This is a genomic window from Rosistilla ulvae, assembly GCF_007741475.1.
GTDB lineage: Bacteria > Planctomycetota > Planctomycetia > Pirellulales > Pirellulaceae > Rosistilla > Rosistilla ulvae.
The window spans coordinates 355,510-375,770 of sequence record NZ_CP036261.1; the positions used below are offsets into that span (position 1 = coordinate 355,510).

Annotated in this window: 11 protein-coding genes; 6 read left to right on the plus strand and 5 right to left on the minus strand. The window is 60.2% G+C overall.

Annotated elements, in window-relative coordinates:
• The first annotated feature begins 436 nt into the window (after nt 1-436).
• Nucleotides 437-1,804, plus strand: coding sequence for a hypothetical protein (locus EC9_RS01350; RefSeq protein ID WP_145341724.1), 1,368 nt, complete (start codon nt 437-439; stop codon nt 1,802-1,804).
• 465 nt (nt 1,805-2,269) lie between these two features.
• Here the strand turns inward: EC9_RS01350 and EC9_RS01355 are convergent, their stop codons facing one another.
• From EC9_RS01355 to EC9_RS01370, 4 genes are all read right to left on the minus strand, one after another.
• The gene (locus tag EC9_RS01355) at nt 2,270-3,364 is read right to left on the minus strand and encodes a hypothetical protein (RefSeq protein WP_145341726.1); all 1,095 of its coding nucleotides are present in this window, start codon (nt 3,362-3,364) and stop codon (nt 2,270-2,272) included.
• Between the two features lie 279 nt (nt 3,365-3,643).
• Nucleotides 3,644-6,454, minus strand: a complete 2,811-nt coding sequence (locus tag EC9_RS01360; protein WP_145341727.1) for a hybrid sensor histidine kinase/response regulator — start codon at nt 6,452-6,454, stop codon at nt 3,644-3,646.
• 492 nt (nt 6,455-6,946) lie between these two features.
• Nucleotides 6,947-8,695 (minus strand): hypothetical protein, encoded by a 1,749-nt coding sequence (locus EC9_RS01365; RefSeq protein WP_145341729.1) that lies wholly within the window; start codon nt 8,693-8,695, stop codon nt 6,947-6,949.
• Entirely contained in the window at nt 8,695-9,471 is a 777-nt protein-coding gene (locus EC9_RS01370) for a glycosyltransferase family 2 protein (RefSeq protein ID WP_246105906.1), read from the minus strand. Before EC9_RS01370 ends, EC9_RS01365 begins: the two co-directional genes overlap by 1 nt.
• Before the next feature lie 306 nt (nt 9,472-9,777).
• Here EC9_RS01370 and EC9_RS01375 point away from each other — a divergent pair, with 306 nt between their 5' ends.
• The 3 genes from EC9_RS01375 (at nt 9,778) to EC9_RS26325 (ending at nt 12,449) form a co-directional block, all read left to right on the plus strand.
• Nucleotides 9,778-10,956 carry a methyltransferase domain-containing protein gene (locus EC9_RS01375; protein ID WP_145341731.1) on the plus strand — a complete coding sequence of 393 codons (1,179 nt, stop codon included), beginning with the start codon at nt 9,778-9,780 and terminating at the stop codon, nt 10,954-10,956.
• A 138-nt stretch (nt 10,957-11,094) separates the two neighbouring features.
• Nucleotides 11,095-12,162 carry an arsenosugar biosynthesis radical SAM (seleno)protein ArsS gene (arsS, locus tag EC9_RS01380; RefSeq protein ID WP_145341733.1) on the plus strand — a complete coding sequence of 356 codons (1,068 nt, stop codon included), beginning with the start codon at nt 11,095-11,097 and terminating at the stop codon, nt 12,160-12,162.
• 125 nt (nt 12,163-12,287) lie between these two features.
• Nucleotides 12,288-12,449 carry a hypothetical protein gene (locus EC9_RS26325; protein ID WP_218934505.1) on the plus strand — a complete coding sequence of 54 codons (162 nt, stop codon included), beginning with the start codon at nt 12,288-12,290 and terminating at the stop codon, nt 12,447-12,449.
• Between the two features lie 609 nt (nt 12,450-13,058).
• On the opposite strand, the gene EC9_RS01385 is transcribed toward EC9_RS26325, so the two are convergent.
• On the minus strand, nt 13,059-13,466 hold the full coding sequence (locus EC9_RS01385) for a DUF1294 domain-containing protein (RefSeq protein WP_218934506.1): 408 nt from the start codon (nt 13,464-13,466) through the stop codon (nt 13,059-13,061).
• Between the two features lie 260 nt (nt 13,467-13,726).
• Between EC9_RS01385 and EC9_RS01390 the strand changes: the two genes are divergently transcribed.
• Complete coding sequence (locus EC9_RS01390; protein ID WP_145341735.1) at nt 13,727-15,145, plus strand: neutral/alkaline non-lysosomal ceramidase N-terminal domain-containing protein; 1,419 nt, start codon at nt 13,727-13,729, stop codon at nt 15,143-15,145.
• 11 nt (nt 15,146-15,156) lie between these two features.
• Nucleotides 15,157-20,232, plus strand: coding sequence for a PVC-type heme-binding CxxCH protein (locus tag EC9_RS01395; RefSeq protein ID WP_145341737.1), 5,076 nt, complete (start codon nt 15,157-15,159; stop codon nt 20,230-20,232).
• The last annotated feature ends 29 nt before the right edge of the window (nt 20,233-20,261 follow it).

The window sequence follows — 20,261 nt, forward strand, 5'->3', positions numbered from 1 at the left end:
CACGTTGCAAATACTAGCACGAAGCGCAAGCGAGTGGTCCTTGGTCACTTTCTTGCGCTGCAAATACTAGCGCGAAACGCAAGCGAGTGGTCCTGCATTCACTTGCGTTAAAAAAGGCGCAAGCGAGTGGTTCTGCATTCGATTACGCTGGAAATACGAGCCGAGCGCGAAACGCGACCGAGCTGGATCTCGACCACTCGCTTGCGCTTCGTGCTGGTATGTCACGGGCCATGAACGATGGTCGCCTTTCGCTCCGCGAAAGTGCGAGGTGCTGGAACGCACTTTCGCGGAGCGAAAGGCGACCAACGCCCACCCTTACCGCGTGCCCAGCGGGCCGCGCGTCGCACAACATGGCGCGCGGGGCGTTGCCACCGCGGTTAAACAACCTGCCTTTTCCTTCCTCCCTTCCCCTTCCCTGCCTGGAGTGTGTGCTGCGATGAAACGGATCCCTAGCCCTGCGTGGCTGATGTTACTGAGTCTCTTTTTGTGTGGTCCTGTTTCGGCCGATGAGCCATCGCTGCGCGTCGGCCGGTTCAGCGTCGATGCTTCGCCGCCGGTCGGCAGCCCGTTGGCCTACGATCCGACCATCGGCGTGCAGACGCCTCTTTCGTGCAGCGGCATCGTGCTGCTGGGATCGGGGGAACCGATCGTGTTGTGCGCGATCGACTGGATCGGCGTGGGGAACGATGGGAATCGCGAATTTAGACGCGCACTGGCCAAAGCTGCCGGGACGACTCCCAATCGCGTGGCGGTACATTCCTTGCACCAACACGACGCCCCCGCCTGCGATTTCACAGCGGCTCAATTGCTCGCTCAGCACGGCGTTACCAAGGTTCGGTACGATTCGCACTTCTCGCGGCAGGTGATCGAGCGGGCAGCCGAAGCAGTAGCCCAAGCGACGGCCGATACGACTCCGGTCACTCACGTCGGCGTGGGAGAGGGAGAGATCGAAAAGGTCGCCTCGAACCGCCGCGTGATGGGAGAGGATGGCAAAGTCAAATACGTTCGCTATTCCGCTACGCGCAACCCCGTGATCCGAGATGCCCCGGTCGGGACGATCGATCCGATGTTGAAAATGATCAGTTTCTGGAACGGTGAATCGGCCGTGGCAGTGCTGACCTACTACGCCACGCACCCGCAAAGCTACTATCGCACCGGGCTGGCGAATCCCGACTTCCCGGGCATGGCTCGGAACGCTCGCCAGGCGGAGACCGGTGTGCCGCACACCCACTTCAACGGCGCCGGCGGCAACATCGGAGCGGGGAAATGGAACGATGGATCGAAGGAAAACCGACAGGTACTGGCCGACCGCGTCGCGGCGGGAATGAAGAAGGCTTGGGAAGCGACCAAGCGAACGCCGATTGCTGCCGCCGACATCGGATGGGAGACGGAATCGGTGCAACTGCCCGTCGGCAAACACCTGCAAGCCGAACCGTTGCAGAAGATCTTGGAGGACACAACGGCCGCAGGCCCGGTACGGCAAGCGGCCGCTAGGAACCTGGTTTGGCTGCGTCGCTGCGAAGCGGGGGATTGGCCGATCGAGATCGCTTGCTTGCGGATCGGCAAGGCGCGAGTGCTGCACATGCCGGGTGAATTGTTTGTCGAATACCAACTGGCAGCTCAAAAACAACGCCCCGACCTGTTCGTCGCGATGGCCGCTTACGGCGATTACGCGCCGGGCTATATCGGCACCGAGATCGCTTATGGCCAAGGAGGCTACGAGACCAGCGAGCGCGCCTCGCGAGTCGCTCCGCAAGTCGAAGGCGTCCTGAGCGGCGCCGTCAACCGCTTGCTAGCCGATTAGGCCGATTGTCGCCTTTCGCTCCGCGAAAGTGCGTGCACGTCAAGAACCGGTTTAAGAAGAACGTCTGTCACTCGTCGCACTTTCGCGGAGCGAAAGGCGACCAGCGGTGCGTTCGTAATCGCCAGACGGTTCCTTGCTCGGGGCCCCATGGGACGCCTTGAGGTGCGATCGTCTGCAGGATTGTCGCCTTTCGCTCCGCGAAAGTGCGTGCACGTCAAGAACTGGTTTAAGAAGAACGCTTATCACTCGCCGCACTTTCGCGGAGCGAAAGGCGACCAACGGGGCGCCGGTTATCGCCAGACGGTTCCTTGCTCGGGTCCCCATGGGACGCCTTGAGGTGCGATCGTCTGCAGGATTGTCGCCTTTCGCTCCGCGAAAGTGCGTACGCGTCAAGAACTGGTTTAAGGAGAACGCCTGTCACTCGTCGCACTTTCGCGGAGCGAAAGGCGACCAACGGTGCGTTCGTTATCGCCAGACGGTTCCTTGCTCGGGGCCCCATGGGACGCCTTGAGGTGCAATCGTCTGCATCGCTTGCGGTCGGGCGAGGCCGTGATCGCGGATCGATTTCTTGTTGAAGCTTTGCGACGGTTCGGGATCCGCCACTTCGCCGGCGGCAACTTCTTGGCGTCGTCGCATGTACCATCCGCTGCCGTCAGCTGATGCCAACGTCGCCTGCATCCCTTGGCGTTGCGGGCTTGGTGTGGCGGCGGCGATCTGCGTGACATCGCCCGACTGCGACATGTTGCCAGTCGGAGCGACGGCGGCAACTTGTGCCACATCGGCTGCGGCGGGGCCACGGTTCTTCACATACGCGTCGACGGGGCCGCTGCCGCTGGCGACCCAGGCGAGCCAGGTGTCTTGCAGTTCGGACAGGCTCTCGTATCCGTAGTGGCGGCGGACTGCATGAGTCCATTGGCTGCCCTGCAGCGTCTCGCCGACGAAGTCGACAAACTTGCGGCGGCCGCCTTGTTCGATCAGGAATCGCGAAACCGAAAATCCTTGAGCGTAAAGCGGCAGGATATCGCTGGGGTATTCCCGCATCATGAACATCTGGTTCATCGGGATCCCGCGGTTGTTGCTCAAGAACTCGCGAAGCATCTCTTCGTGTCGCTGCCGTTCGCTGTGGTGTTCCACGGTTGTGCTGGCCCCTTCATCGGCCCAGCGTGGCAGCGGTTGACCGAAGTGTGTCGCCAGGACGGTGTGGGTGACTTCGTGCGGCAACACGCTGTCCATGATTCGGATTTGCGATCCTTGGATCGACATCCGGAAATCGCGGACGCCGCGGCGAGTGGGGGTGTATTCGGTCGCTCCGCCAGCGCCCAGATGCGGTGCGTCTTGCACGCGGATCGGACAGGGAGCGGGCCACGGTGGCAATTCGCTGCCCAGCCAATCGATCGCCAATTGGGATCGAAACTGCTCCGCCGCGTCGCCAACCTGCTGGGCAAACTGCGGTGTGCTGGCTTGTACGATGAAGTTCTGCGTTCGGTAGCCGGCGCCGAAAGCGGGCACGGCTAGGAGAGTTGCGACAACGAAGAGACTGCGTAGAAAGCGAGCTTCCATGCTCAAAGACCTCGATCCATCGGGGTTCGGTTTTGGAGAGCGGGGAGTCTACGCGGAGACGCGACCGCGTCCAACGTCATTGTCGGCGAGAATCGTGGCGGCAGCGCTCGTAGTTGCCGCAAGCAAATCGCTCAAACCGTGAAGTTTCCAAGACTTGCGAGTCGGCAAAAAAGATTGAGATTCCCATCAAGAAACCTTCAAGTTGCCGGTGCAAGCATTGCTATCAATTTGCTAGCACGTCACCTATCTGGTGTGGGAAGGGGCGTGCGACGCGCAGCTTTAACTGCTGGAAGGCTGCGTTTGCCGGCGGATCGTTTCAAACAGTTCCGCCGAAACGATCGGCTTGGTGACGTAGTCGTCCATGCCGGCGGCGAGGCACCGCTCGCGATCCCCCTTCATCGCGCTGGCGGTCATCGCGATGATCGGGATGTGCCCGCCGCTGCCTTGTTCTTTCTCGCGAATCATTTCGGCGGCTTGCAGCCCGTCGATCTCGGGCATCTGCACATCCATCAGGATCAAATCAAAGTCTCCCCGCTCCCACGCCTGGATCGCTTCGCGGCCATCGGCGGCGACGACCACTTCGTGACCTTGCCGCTTCAACAAACCAATCGCCACGCGTTGGTTGACCAGCCCATCTTCGGCCAGCAGGATTTTCAGCGGAGCGCCGTTGGTTTCACCGTCGGTCGCGTCATCGGTCTCGGGCGATGTGGATGTCGCACCGGCCCCGCATTGATCGGCGAAGATGTCGACCAGAGTCTGCAGCAGTTCGGACTGGATCACCGGTTTGGTCATGTAGCGAATCACATCCAACTGTTCGCATCGCTTGGCGTGTCCCGCTTGCGCGGCCGACGAGATCATCACGATCTTTGTGTCGCGGAGCGCGTTGTCGCTGCGGCAGCGTTCGATGAAAGCAAACCCATCCATCTCGGGCATCATGTAATCGAGCAGCAACAAATCGAACGGCGGCCCTGCCTGAACCGACTGTTGCAGTGCCTCGAGCCCAGCCAGCGGCGAAGCCAACGCGACCGATTCGATCCCCCAACTCTTGAGCATCTCGATAAAGACGCGGCGGTTCGTCGCGTTGTCGTCGACGACGAGAACGCGCAGCGGGCGATCGGGCAGCGAATCGAAGCGTGCCACCGGTTGGCGATCCGGCAGCACTTCAAACTCGGCGGTGAAATGGAACGTCGTCCCGGTACCCACTTTGCTTTCGACCCAGATCTTGCCTCCGGCCAGTTCGACCAATTGCGACGAGATCGTCAGTCCAAGTCCAGTCCCGCCAAATCGCCGCGTGGTCGACGCATCGGCTTGGCTGAACGCTTCGAAGATGTGAGCCAGTTTGTCGTTGGGGATTCCGACCCCCGAATCGATCACACGGGCATGGATCCGCACGCGGTCGTCGGATCGCGATTCCAAGCCGACATCGATGATCACCTCGCCAGCGTTTGTGAACTTGATCGCGTTGCCAACGAGATTCACGAGGATCTGCCGCAAGCGTCCGGGATCACCTCTCAGCGTATCGGGGATCTCCGGTGCGACCCGGCAAGCAAGCTCCAGATCTTTTTCAGCCGCTCGGATCGCCAGTGCCTGGCCAGTCAGCCCGACGCAATCGCGGAGACTGAACTCGATCTCTTCCAGCTCCAACCGGCCGGCTTCGATCTTGGAAAAATCGAGGATATCGTTCAGCAGACGCAGCAGGGCATCGGCGGAATGTTGGATCATCTTCAAGTATTCCCGCTGTTCGCCGTTGAGCTTCGATCCGGCCATCAGATCGCTCATCCCCATGATCCCATTCATCGGCGTGCGGATCTCGTGGCTCATGTTCGCCAGAAACGAACTTTTCGCTTTGTTTGCGTCGCGAGCTTCATCGCGCGCGACGACGAGTTCGCGGTTCGTCTCCGCCAACTCACCACTCATCGCATTAAATTGAGCCGCCAACCCCGCTACTTCGTCTTTGCCGGTGATCGCAACGGTAGTCTGCAGCTCGCCACGTCCGATCGCCTCCGCTGCATCGGACAGTTGATGCAAACGCCGCGACATCGAAATCGCGGTCAGTGTGCCGATCAACATCGCAACGAACGTTGCCACCAGCGACAGCCATACGATCCGTTGACGCAACGTGTCGACGGGGGCGAAGACTATCGATTCGGCTCGCTCGTCCAACACTATCCAGCCGAGCCCGGCGTAATCGGCGAAGCCGCGGGAGATCGCAAAAGCAGAAAGGTAGCGTTCGTCGCTGAACGGGTCGCGTCGATAGAAGACGCTGCTGTTCGATTCGTCCGCGACAACCAGATGCTCCAGAAAGGCGGTGCCGTCGGCCAGCGGCTCCAGATCCATATCGCTGGCGCGAATGATCTTCCCGTTGGCGGTGAACAACACCAATCGCTCGTCGGGACTATGCCGCTGAACGCGTGCGTCGAAGACATCCAAGACGGTTTGGATGTTCATGACGATCTTGATCACGCCCAACAATTCGCCCTGTTCATCGTCGATCCGCTGGCAGATGTCGACCGAATAGATCCCCGCGCTGTCGTCAAACCGCACGTCGTCGATAAAGACGCCTTCGCGAACCGCATGTTTCCACCAGGCTTCATCGTCCTGGCGATAGTCGGACGTGCGACTGGTTAGCGCGGCGTTGACGCCCCAGCGATTGGTGATGAAGACCTCGCCGAAGATCGGATAACCACTTCCTTCATTCAGCTTCTCCAGTCGCAGGCGGAGATCGCGCGACAGGGCGTTGAGCATCAGCGTCTGCATCAGCTCGGTTTCGATACTCTCGGGAGCGTCGGTCCATTGGCGATCGCGCCGGGCGATCGTTTGCTCCGGCACGTCGAGCTCGGAAAATTCGCGATTGGAAGCTTGCAACGTCTGCTGAACCAAGCCGCTTTGCGAATAGGCTTTCCAATCGGCCGACCGCGATTGAACGACGCGATCGATCTCATCGATCACCGCGCTGGCCCGCATCAGCGATGTTGTTTCGATCGCCTGCCGCAGGCTCCGCTCGCTGACATTGGTTGCGTAGCTGCCGACGATCCAAATCAGCAGGGCTGGGATCAGTGACGCAAGCAGCAGCTTATGAACGATTCGCATATTCGTGCACGAGGAGTTAGCCGAAGAGCAGACGGGCCTCGCGTTTCCGATAACCGCGAACCCGCCAAAATCCGTAGGCAATCACTGTTTCTAGTGTAACCATTCGGTGGGGGTCGGTGCGAATCGAATGCCAATTCGGCGCGGAGCCGCCCGGCAGGCGAACCTTTGTTGCGATACGGCGTCGCCCGGGAAACGCGGAAACGCCGCCCGGGCCACCGCTCAGCATTGCCCCCCGCGACAACAGGACCTCCTTTACCATGTGCGATCGACTCAGCAAACTCGATCCTCGTGGCGAATCGGTTTGATGGGAAACAGTTGCACGGCGCGGAACGTAACCCTGATCCTGGCCGCCCTGGAAACGATCCTGTGACCGTCGGGCGGCTCGCTCGAGCCCGGCGCAGCCCTAGCCGCCGCAGCTCAAGCAAGCGATCCGGCGAACGTCTAACCTGCGCAGCGGCAACTGCGTCGTAGCGTCATTCTTCAGCTCTCCCTTTAACCTACGTTCAGCGATGGAGATGCTGGCCGCTTCGGACGTCGCCAGGCGTCGATTGCTAGGAAGGCCATCCAGGGCGCGAACTCGAGCCAGGTGATGACAAAGTCGTAGAATGCGACTCCGGCGTATCGGGTGCCGAGAACGGTGGTGTCGGCGTGGTGATAGTCCAGCCAGAATCGCAGGTAGTAGACCAGCACCAGCCCGCTGGTCGCCAACCAAGCTCTCCCGCGGGCAAACGGCAGGAAGGGCAACGCCCAGCTCCAGTACCACGGATTCTGCGTGGGGCACAGCAGCCAGAACCAGGCCAGCGTCAGGAAGACGGCTTCGCAAAACAATGCCCCGTCGGCAGCGGAGGAAGCGCGCCACGCCAGCCCGATTGCGACCAGCAAAAACGCGGCCGCTGTGATCGCTCGCGCGACAAAAAACGGAGCCTCTGCCGCTTCGATGCCCATCGATTGCTGAGCCGTTTCGCGGACGCTCTCGCGGACCGCGTTGGGAACGATCGAAAACCAGGCGACGCGATCGGTCGGTAGCTCGCTGGTCGGCTTCAGGTTTTCGATCAGGATCAAGAAGAGGAAGTCGTTCATTTCCCAGCGTTTCAAAAACGTCGTCACGCCCAGACTGGGATCGGTCGCCGGCAGGCTGGGAGATGCGATCGAGATCACCTCGATCGATTCAGGCAACAAACCATCGGAGTTCTCCGCGACGGGTGCCAAGACCGGTTCAGCAACTTCCGCATCGCGTGGCATCATCGGCCACAACAGCAGCAGCGTCCCAAGAGCCAAGACCGCCCCAGGCATCAACAAATGTCGCCAGCCGAATCGGCGAGCGACAACCAACACCATCAGCGGTGCCAGCACGACAGGGTACAACTTGGCTCCGATGGCCAGAGCGAGCGTGATCGCGACGCCTGCCAAACCAAGATCGCTGGGCTTCACCGTCGCGACGTCTCGTTTCAGCAGTCGCACGGCCAGGTAGATCGCGAGCGCTGTGAAGAAGACGGCGATCGCATCCAAGTGGCCACTCCCGGCAACCTCTTTCATCAACAGCGGACACCAAGCGTAGATCACGCATAGATCGGCGGATCGCCCGCACGCCCGCAGCAATCCGATCACCACCAGCAGCGTCGCGATGTCGAATCCGATCAGCCATGCCTTCATGATGAAGAGGCGGGCCAGCAGCGACGCACCGGCGGGCGTCGTGATTTCGCTGGCCGCAAAGACAACTTGGCTGGTCGGCGGATAGATCGTTGGCAATTCGGGAAAGTGAACGCGAGCCAAGATCTCCGCCAACGGAGGCTCTCGATCCAATACCGCTATCAATCGCTGCAATTCGGGATCGTCGGTCGTTGAAAACGCAGCATCCTGAACCTGTTGTGGACTGTATTGATAGGGGCTCACTCCCGCCACCGAGACCGCCCCGTCCCACAGGTACCGATAGATATCGACCTCTTGAATCGGCAGCGAGAAGAGCATCACGATCCGAAACCCAATCGCCGCCACAACAACTAACTTCAGGTTGCCCGATCCGGCAGCCGCGATTCGGATCGCGATCAGATAGAGAGCAAACGCGGCGGCGAACAGTCCTAAGACAGTAAGGATCGGTCGGTCGACGCCTGCCGCGTGGTAATCGAACTGCCAGCTGAGCCAGGCGATCGCCGCATACAGCCCGATTGAAACGATCGCCAAAACGGCCAGCGATCGCGTTGCAAAAGCTGTTCGATCGTGCGGTCGGTCGGAACCATCCATCACATCGATCCCCGTCGCAAACCATAGCGAGCGACCGTGTAGAGGATCTTTGAGCCGGCTTTGATCGTTCCGCTGACCGTTCCGCTGATCTTGCTGGTCCCGACGCGGTTGCGGTAGGGAACTGGAATCTCCAGATAACGCAGATGGGCAAAAATCGCTTTGATCTGCATCTCGATCGTCCAGCCGAAGTTTTCGTCGGCCATCTTTAAATCGCACAGCTTGCCGTAGTCGATCGCGCGGAACGGTCCCAGATCGGTGTAGCGGGCACCAAACAGCAGCCGCATCAAGAAGCAAGCGAGTCGATTGCCGTAGACGCTTTGCGGCGGCATCGCTCCCTTTTCGCGTTCCCCCAGCAGCCGCGACCCGAGTACAAAATCGGCTTGCCCCATGAAGATCGGCGCCACCAACCGCGGCAAAAGATCGGGGTGATCGCTGTAGTCGGCATCCAGAAAGACGACGATCTCGGGAGCCGCATGCCCTTCATCTATATACTGGGCAATCGTCGCCAGGCCACGCAAGCAAGCCGCTCCATAACCTCGCTGCGACTCGCTGACAACAACCGCTCCGCCCGCTCTGGCGACGTCGGCGGTCCGGTCGGTCGATCCGTTATCGATCACGACCACTTGGCCGACATCGGGCAGATCGGCCAGCACCAACGGCAGCGATCGCTCTTCGTTCAACGCGGGGATCACGACGACAACGGATTGCAGGTGCGACGAGACGGTATTCGCCGCAGCGCTCACGGCTGCGGATTCGGCTTGATTGATAGCGGTCACCTGGGACATCGTATTGGGGCGACGCATCGAGATCGCGATGCAGATGCTGCAATTTAGTACCGTCTTGCATCGGGATCTGTGAATTCGCTCACAGGTCCGCCAAATGTCCGTTCTTGCCGAGCTTCAACCGCTTGGCCCAACGATCGTGTTCCCCCGTCCACTTTTACAGCTGCCGAATGCCATTCCCGAGAAAAAAACGAATAGAATTCGTAAGGACTGGCAACCGAGACCGTCTACCTTGACGAAACCATACGCATCGACCTGCGTGCTGCCAGCCAATCCTTGTCACCTGGAAGGAAACCGCGAATGAAGACCACGACGACCGCCGAGGCCCCTTCTTCTGAATCCTCTGTTTACGATCGTTATGCCGCCGCAGCGCATGCCGTCGAACCCGCACTCTGCTGCCCCGTCGAATACAACACCGACCTGCTGGCGGCGATCCCCGACGAGATCATCGAGCGCGACTACGGCTGTGGCGACCCAACTCCCTACGTTCGTCCCGGCGAGACGGTGCTCGATCTAGGTAGCGGCGGCGGCAAGCTCTGCTACATCGCGTCGCAGGTCGTCGGTCGCGAGGGACAAGTGATAGGCGTCGATTGCAATCGCGAGATGCTCGACTTGGCTCGCAAACACCGATCGACAGTCGCCGAGACGATCGGATACGCCAACGTCGATTTCCGTTACGGATTGATCCAAGATCTGGGACTCGACCTCGACCTGCTGGCTAGCGAACTGGCCGATAGCCCGGTCCACGATCCGGCGGGCTACCTTGCGCTGCGTCAGACCGAAGAGCGATTGCGCCGCCAGCATCCGCTGGTCGCCGACGATTCGGTCGATTGTGTTCTGTCGAACTGCGTGCTGAATCTGGTCCGCCAACAGGATCGTCGGCCGCTGTTTTCGGAGATCTTCCGCGTCTTGCGTCGCGGCGGACGGGCGGCGATCAGCGATATCGTCAGCGATGAAGATGTCCCCGATCGCTTGCAGCAGGATCCCGAACTCTGGTCGGGATGTATCACCGGAGCGTTTCGCGAGGACAAGTTCTTGCAGGCGTTTGAGGAAGCCGGTTTCCACGGCATCGAAATCGTCAAGCGACAGAGCGAACCGTGGCGGACTGTCGAGGGGATCGAATTCCGATCGGTCACCGTCGTCGCTCACAAGGGCAAGCAGGGCCCATGCCTGGAACGCAACCAAGCTGTCGTTTATCGTGGACCATTCAAAAAGGTCGTCGATGACGACGGCCACACCTACCACCGCGGCCAGCGGATGGCGGTCTGCGACAAGACGTTCAACCTGCTCCAGAGGGCTCCGTACGCCAAGATGTTCGACGCGATCGAGCCGCGGGAATCGATCGCCTTGGAAGACGCTAAATCGTTCGACTGTCGACGCAACGTTTGCCGCGATCCTCGCGAATCGAAAGGGCTCGATTACGATGCGACCAGCCAAGGGAACGCCAGTAGTTGCAGCGACGAAGAGCCCTGCTGCTAGTGCCCCGTCGCATTGAAGTTTTCGTTTAAACCGCGAGCCTATCGAGGCTGACAACGCAGCAGAAACGCGGGGCGATGCCCACGCGGTTAAACGAAGTCTCCGTTCATCAACCGTCCGATCCGCCAAAGAATCCACACGATGCAATTATCTCTTCTGCGACAACAGAGTGAACTCGCCAACACCGCTCGGCAACGCGAGGTGCTCGAAGACGAATTCACTCCACCGCTCCCCTACTTCACCGAAGCGCTGTCGGATAACGGATTGCCGCGGCTGACCGCCACCGGGATCGAGGTGCTGCAGATCAACGTCGGCAAACTGTGCAACCAAACCTGCACCCATTGCCACGTCGATGCTGGCCCCGACCGCCGCGAGAGTATGTCGCGAGCGACCGCCGAGGCGATCATCGACGTCTTGGCTCGCCACGATATTCCGACGCTCGACATCACCGGCGGTGCGCCGGAGATGAACCCGAACTTTCGTTGGCTCGTCGAACAGGCGACGTTGCTGGGCCGCCGCGTGATCGATCGCTGCAACCTGACGATCCTGATGGCCAACGGCTATCGTGACCTCCCCGAATTCCTGGCCCAGCACGAGGTGGAAGTCGTCGCGTCGCTTCCCTGTTATCTGGAAGAGAACTGCGACAGCCAGCGGGGCGATGGCGTCTTCAAGCGATCGATCGATGGGCTCCGCCGACTCAACGCCCTCGGCTATGGCCAACCCGATTCGCCGCGGACGTTGAACCTTGTCTACAACCCCGTCGGCCCATCGCTTCCGCCATCGCAAGCCGCTCTCGAAGCGACCTACCGCAGCGAATTGAAGTCGCGATACGACATCGTCTTCACGAATCTGCACACGATCACCAACCTGCCGATCAGCCGCTTTCTGGACGATCTGTTGCGGTCGGACCAATTCGACAACTACATGCAAAAGTTGATCGAATCGTTTAATCCGGCGACTGTCGAAGGAGTGATGTGCCGCACGATGGTCTCGGTCGACTGGGAGGGCCATCTGTTCGATTGCGACTTCAATCAGATGCTCAACATCGGCCTGTCGCCGGAGCAACCGCGGCATATCTCCGATTTCGATTTTGAATCGCTGGCCAGTCGCGGCATCCAGACCGGCCGGCATTGCTTCGGCTGCACCGCCGGCAACGGTTCCAGCTGCCAAGGAGCGGTCGTCAAGATCGGTACCGAAAAGCCTGCCTAGATCTGTGCCAGTCAGCTTGTGCGGATGTTGTGCGTTGGCTCACAGACATCCGCCTCGGGGCGGGACAAAATTGTCGATTCGTTTCCCCGTCACGCCAACAATATTCGTCCGAGGCCAAACCAACGATGTTCTCCGCAATTCGATTCGCTCTTCTGACCGCCGCGCTCTGCATCCCAATGATCGGATGTGCTCCCAGCACTCCCACGGAAGAACCCACAACCGCTCCCGCGACCGAGACAGCCGACGAGCCTGCGAGCAAGCCCCAAGGTTCCGGCACGTCGTATTAACAAGTCGACCTCGACAGCGATCGCCGCAACCGGCCCGCGTCCCAGTCGCGATTCAGATTCAGTCGCAAAGCGACGGCATCCAAGAGCCTGGGACGCAAGTCCTGTCAGTTATACGTAAGTCGCAGATAACGGCGAAAGCAAGGGGCAAAAGGGGACACGCACATTCCTGGCACGCCTGGCGCGGGCCGAAGGTCCAGCAATTTGCATAGCCCAGCCTGCAGGGCTGGGTATCAGCCGACGGCGCCCGGTTTCATTTCACAACAGGCGAAGGGGCAACGCCCCGGGGAGTGGTGGTGACAATCGACCGGGCCTTCAGCCCAACCATGTCAATCAACGCCCCTAGAACCCAGGCCGATGGCCTGGGCTATGCAAATGGTCGAGCCTGCGGCCCTAACATGGATGATTGCGATGTGGAACGGTCTGCGACGAACGAAAGACTTCTCACTGGCCGGGCAAGCGTTCGGTCGCGACAACTCATCATGCCTTACGTATAACTGACAGGACGCAAGTCCCAGGAATCCCAGCCCCAACATGCTGCGTCAGTCGCGAAGCGACGGCATGTGTTTGCCCCACAAACGTCGATGGCCATCTCGTCGCGGCCCGCGCAGCTCACATCAGTTGAGACAGGCCGTAGAAAAACGCGCCGACCAGGCACAGGTTCAGCACCACCGTCATCCAAAACACGATCACAAACGATCGCTTGCTCGTCTTGTGGCGGAACGTCCGCCGGCCGATCCAGCCACCCGGCCAGCCGCCCAGCAGATCGATCGTGTGCAATCTTCGCTCGCTGATCCGCTGGCGATCCACCCGCGCCTGCCGCTTGTCCCAGCCGTAGCTTGCGAAACTCAGCAGCGACAGAATCAACATCACCACGGCGTAGATCATCGCCAGCGGACCGATCCCCACTCCGCCGGTCGAATCGTTTTGGGCCAACAGCAGCGAAGTCGTGGTGATTGCGAACCGAGAACCGGTCCCGTCGAGAACGGCGATCGAAAGCAGCGGTATATGAAAAAACATCGGTTCATCCTTGGTCGAAGGTAACGTGCGCGGAGCGTCGGTCGAGCGCTGCGGCACGTAGTGTAGCCGCCAACCGAAACGAACATCTACCGCGTTTCGGCGGATCAGCAGTCGGCGGATCCGCCGATTTGGCGAATGGCAACGATCGCTCTCCGATCGACTACAATAGGCCCACCTCCCCCTGCCCGCCAATCGCACGACAACACTCCCCGCGATCGCAGCTTTGCTTTCCCTCCTTAGCCCTCCAGGAAAAACAAGCCATGCCAAAATCCCAACCCCCTTTGCTGCCGCCCCACGATCGCCGCCGGTTTTTGGCGAGTCTCGGTGCCGCAACAACCGCCGCCGCTTGGCCCTGCCACGGGATCGCTGCGGAAGCGACATCGAAAAGCGGTTCGCTTTCGATCGGCCACGCCGTCGTCGACACCACGCCGCCGCTGGGGATCGAGCTAGCCGGGTTCCACAAGCCGGTTGGGCAAGAGCGTCGAATCACGGGGATTCGCCAAAAGACAGCAGCTCGAGCGCTGGTGCTGCAAGTGGCCGATCAATCCGTCGCAATCGTGTCGTTAGATATCCTGAGCGTCTCGCCTGGCTTCACACAACAAGTTCAACGACAGGTCGCCAAGCAGACGGGCATCCCGGCCGCCAACGTCCGTGTCTGCGCGACGCACACCCATTCGATGCCCGCGTTTTCTTACCTGCGGCAATGGGGAGCGATCCCCGAAGAGTATCTGCAAGAGACGCTGGGGCACGTCGTCGATGCCGTCGTCCAGGCGCATCGCGATCTCTCGGCGGCGGAACTGTACGTCGGCAAGAGTTCGGTCGACGGAGGCAACTTCAATCGCACAAGCCCAACCTGGAAGACCGACCAGGAATTCACTACCGATGCAACCGACGCGGATCGCTGGCTCGATACGATCCTGCATGTGTTGCGTTTCGAACGAGCCAACAAGCCCGACGTGTTGTGGTATCACTTTGCCTGCCATCCGGTCTGTTATCGCGATGGCGAGGCCGGCCCCGATTGGCTCGGGTTAGTCGCCGATCAAGTGCAAGCCAAACATGGCGTCGTCCCCGGCTTCCTGCAAGGACACGCCGGCGACGTGAACCCCGGGAACGGAAAGATCTGGATTGGCGAAGCCGAACCGACCGCCGCGGCGATCGTGCAGGGGATCGACCGCGCGTTGGATGCCAGCGAACGGGTCGACGCCAATGAACTGCGACTGGTTAGCGAACCGTTTGCATTGCCACTGAACATCGATCTGTTGCAGCAGCAACTGGAACTCTATCGCGAGCATCCCGAACAATGTGCGTCGGGCCAGTGGGTCGATGCGGGCTTTGCCAAAGCCTGGTACGAATCGGCGAAGGATTGGGATTTGCAGCGGACAACGCATGCCACGCCCACGACGGCACTGCGGCTGGGAGACCTCGGCATCCTGTTCCATTCCAGCGAACTGTACAGTTATTACGGGCTGCAGATCCAACGCGATTCACCGCTGAAAAACACGATCGTTGTCGGCTACACCGATGATCTGATCGGGTATCTCGTCGACCCGCGAGCCTACGAGGCGGGCGAATACGCCGCTGTAACGGTCCCGCGAATCCTCGACCTGCCGCCGTTTAAAACCGCCGCGGCCAGTCAGTTGGCCGACTTTGCCAATCAATTGCTCACGCGAACCACTTAAGGACAACACCCATGCTGCGGATCTATTTTGGCTGGCTCGCGGCGTTCTGGTGCGGAACGCTGCTCGCCCAATCGACGACGAATCAAGGCGATGCAACACAAGGCAATCCCGTTGCCTATCTCGACGCCTATTCCGATTCCTATTATCCCCACGCCGACTTTGCCAAGCTGACGACGCCGCAATGGGTTGGCGAACCGGGCGTCGAAGCGGTGGTGACGCTGGGGATCGACGACATGCGCGACACCGCGAAATACGAGACCTATCTGCGGCCGATCCTAAACCGGTTGAAACAGATCGACGGCCGCGCGCCGGTCAGCATCATGTCCTGCCAGGTCGACCCCGCCGATCCTCAGCTGCAAGCTTGGCTGGAGGAAGGACTGTCGATCGAAACGCACACCATCGACCATCCCTGTCCGTGCCTGCAAGCGGGCGACTTTGCCAAAGCCAAATCGACCTACGACCGCTGTGTCGACCTGATGTCATCGATTCCGAACAGCCGTCCCGTCGCGTTCCGCTTTCCCTGCATGGATTCCCAAAACACACCCAGCCCGCGCGGGTTTGCCGAAATCATTAACAAGACGACGCCTGGTGGCAATTTCCTGCAGGCGAGCACGTCGGTCGTCTGCGTCTTCACGTCGCGCGATCCGCAACTGCCACGCTCGCTTACGCTGACCGACAAGGGTGAGGAACGCTTTGAGCGCTACATCCCCTTCCCTTCGTTTGTCAACAAGATCGAGAACTACCCCTACCCGTATGTGATCGGGAAGCTGTGTTGGGAATTCCCCTGCACGATCCCCGACGACTGGCAGGCGCAGAACATTCAACAACCGAAGAATCCGCGAACCGTCGACGACATAGTCGCCGCGATCGATGCGACGGTGATCAAGCAGGGAATCGCCAACATCGTCTTTCATCCGTACGAATGGATTCGCAGCGAACAGATCGCCGAAGTCGTCGACCGGGTGAACACGAAGTATGGTAAGCGAGTCAAATTCCTGACCTTCAAGGAATGCATCGACCGGATCAATAAGAACCTGCTGGCCGACCAACCGATTCGCCGCCCCGACGGTGGTGGCGACAATGGAGTCCGGATCGTCGACCTCAACCGCGACGGTTTCGTCGATGTGATGATCGGCAACGAAGATCGCAAGCTGGCCCGGATTTGGCAGCCGAAAACTCGGCAGTGGCGCGAGCAGGAAAGCCCCGTCCAGTTCACAGCCGCTGGCGACGCAAACCAGCGCGTCGACCTGGGCGTTCGGTTTGGCCAGCTGTCGCGCGACGCTAGCGTTTCGCTGCTGGTGAACAATGCGAAGGACCAATCGATCTATCGTGTCAGTGACGATGGAATCGAGCGAAGTCCGTTGCCCGAGCCGCTTGCCGCCGTGAAGACTAGCGTCGACGGTGTCGATCAAGGCGTGCGGATGCGCGATCTCGATCGCGATGGGATCTCCGAAGTCTTGGTCGCCAATGCACAGACGCGGCAGGTCTACTCGTTGGACAGCGACGGCAACTGGAAATCGGATCCGGAGCCGCTGCCGTTTGCCATCGTCGATGAAACGGGCAGCGACAACGGCTTGCGATTTGTCGACCTCGACAAAGATGGCTACGACGACATGATTGTCTCCAACACCCGCCAGTCGGCGATTCAGTTGTACGACAGCGCGACTGGCAACTTCACACGCGACGTGCAACCAACGACCGAGATACCTTTGATCGTCCGAGCCGGCACGAACAACGGAGCTTGGTTTGCCGCCGATCACATGTGGCTGCAGAACGAAGATACGCACCGCTTGCCCGATGGCGTCGACCGCCGCACCTTTGCCGAATTGATCGGCAACGCCGATCCGGGACCGCGGAGTCCCGATTTGTCATGGCGCTCGATTCAAGTTCGCCCCGGCTTTACGGTGGAATTGGTTGCCGCCGAACCTTTAGTGATGGATCCCGTTGCCTTGGACTGGGGCCCCGACGGCAAGCTGTGGGTCGCGGAGATGGCCGATTATCCGCTGGGGTTGGACGACAAGGGGAAGCCGGGAGGCCGCGTCCGTTACCTCGAGGATACCGATGGCGACGGGACTTACGATAAATCGACGTTGTTCTTGGACAACATCCCGTATCCGACCGGCGTGATCGCCTACCGCGACGGCGTGATCGTCAGCGCCGCGCCGACGATTTTCTACGCCGGCGACAGCGATGGCGATGGCACCGCGGACGTTCGCACCGAACTCTACCACGGCTTCACTCAAGGCAACCAGCAGCATTTGGTCAACGGATTCGAACGCGGTTTGGACAACTGGCTGTATCTGGCCAATGGGGACAGCGGCGGCACGGTCGAATCGAAACAGACCGGCAAGACGATCGATATCCGCGGCCAGGATCTGCGGATCCGCCCCGAGGATGGTTCGCTGGACGTGCAAGCTGGGCAGACGCAATTTGGCCGCCACCGCGATGATCACGGCAATTGGTTCGGATGCAACAATTCGGTCCCCGTTCGGCATTACGTGTTTGCTGATCATTATCTGCGACGCAATCCGTTGGTCGCTCCTCCCGCCTCGGGGCGGAACATCGCTCGGCTCGATAACACTCAATTGTTTCCGATCTCGCGCGTGCTGAGTCATTGGTCGGGGTACAAGCCGCCGGTCGCCGGCAGCGGGCATCAGTTCACGTCAGCCTGCAGCACGATGGTCTATCGCGACGACCTGTTGGGACCGGAGTTCCAACAAAATACATTCACTTGCGAACCGGTTCACAATGCAGTCCACCGGCGCCAGTTGGTCCCTCAAGGCGTGACGTTTGAGAGCGTTCGACCGGCGGACGAAGCGGGGATCGAGTTCATGGCTTCCAGCGACAGTTGGTTCCGGCCGTCGACAGTCACCACCGGCCCCGACGGTGCGCTCTGGGTTGCCGACATGTATCGCCTTGTCATCGAACATCCCGAATGGATCGACGACCAACGCGAAAAGGAACTCTTCCTCCGCGCTGGCCACGATCGCGGCAGGATCTATCGGATCTATCCAAGCGACAAGAAACCACGACCGATTACCAAATTGGGATCGATGAGCAACGACAAGCTCGTCGACCAACTCGCCTCGCCCAACGGCCGCACCCGCGATCTCGCGCAAGCGATCCTGATCGATCGCGCCGATGCCAGCGTCGTTCCGATGTTGCAAGCGACCGCCAAAACGTCTGAAGCTCCGCTGGCTCGGCTGCATGCGATCTGCACACTCGACGGCCTTGCTGCCTTAGACGTTGCAACCTTGCAAACCGCAATCGCCGATCCCCATCCAACCGTCCGCCGCCATGCGATTCGATTGTCCGAATCCTTCCTGGCCAATGGCGATACCGCCAGCGACGAACTGCTCTCGGCGCTCATCGCCTGCGACGCGACCGATCCCCATGTTCGCTTGCAACTAGCCAATTCGTTGGGCTTCTCGGAATCGCCGCGAGCGACGCAGTTGTTAGCTAAAATCGCCAGCGATTCGGTGAGCGATGGCAACATCCGCGCGGCGGTGATCAGCTCGCTGAGCCCTCAAAACCTGGCCGATTTCCACGCGGCGATCGAGCAATATCCGGCGGCAGCGAAAGCGTTCGAGTCGCCGATTTTGCAGATGGCGGTGCGAAGCAAAGATGCCAAGTTTTTGTCGCAGCGCGTGGGCGAGATGATTGCAGCGATCGATGGCAAACCAACAGCGGACCAGCTCGATTCGCTCAGCGGCACGCTGGCGTCGATCCGGCAACAAAACGTCTCGCTCAACGAAGGCATTCAATCACAGATCGATCGGATCGTCCGCGATGCCACGAATTGGGCAACCGATACCGGCGCCGACGTTCCCCGCCGCGTAGCCGCTATCGAAATGATCGCGTCGCTCGGAAACAGCACCAACAACCTGCTTGGGCTCGTCGATGCGGCAGAGCCGATCGAAGTCCAAGTCGCAGCGTCGCGAGTGCTTGCCGCCAAGCAACCCGCAGTGATTTTGGAGCTTCTGGAATCGCTAAGTCCCAGCGTGCGGACGGCGATCCTGGAGACAGTCCTCTCGCGCGAAGCATCGGCGTTGATCCTTATCGACTCGCTACAAGCGAAGCGTCTGCCGCCGCAAACGCTTGGTGCCAGCCAGCGTCGGCAGCTGGTGTCGCACGCCAGCGCAAAAGTCAAAGCGGCGGCTGGCAAATTGTTTGGCGAATCGAGCTCGGCAGCCGACAAACAGATGCTGATGAAACAATACGAAGGGGCAGGCCCGCAGCATGGCGATGCGTCGCGTGGCGCGGCGATCTTCACGAAGCATTGTGCCGCGTGTCACCGCGTACGAGAGATTGGCCATCCGATCGGCCCCGATCTGACAAGCCTCAAGGATCGATCTCCCGTTGCGATGCTGACAGCGATCCTCGATCCCAACGCGGCGGTCGAAGACAAGTACCGCGGCTACAGCGTGCTGACAATCGATGGCGTCGCGACCGCTGGGATTATCGCCAATGAATCGAGCACGGCGATCGAATTGCAAATGCAGGAGGGGAAGCGGAAGACGATCCTCCGCGAGGATATCGAACAGATTCAAAATACCGGCACGTCGCTGATGCCCGAAGGTTTTGAAAAGCTGATCCCCGTCAATCAGATGAACGATCTGCTCGCCTTCCTGGACGATGTCGGTCCGCCGGCCAAGCCGTTTGACGGTAACCATCCCGCGACGGTTCTGCCGGCTGCCGATGGAAACCTTTCGCTGACGGCGACCGCGAGCCGGATCTATGGCGATCGCTGCGTCTTCGAATCGAAATACAAAAACATCGGCCACTGGGGCAGCCCGCGGGATCGTGCCGAGTGGACGTTGGAGGTCGCTGCGGCGGGCAGCTATGAAGTCTGGCTGGACTACGCCTGCGCCGACGGCACGGCAGGGAATCGGTTCCAGTTCCGATGTGGCAACGAAACGCTGACCGGCACCGTCGCCAGCACCGGATCGTGGGACGATTACAAGCAGGTGAAAATTGGTGCAATCCAATTGCCAGCGTCGACGTTGACTGCCAGTCTGCAAGCGACGGAAGATCTGAATAAGTGGCTGCTGGATCTGCGAGCGATCACGCTGAAACCTGTCGAGTAGCAGCCCCGGAAATCGGCGGGCTTTGCTCA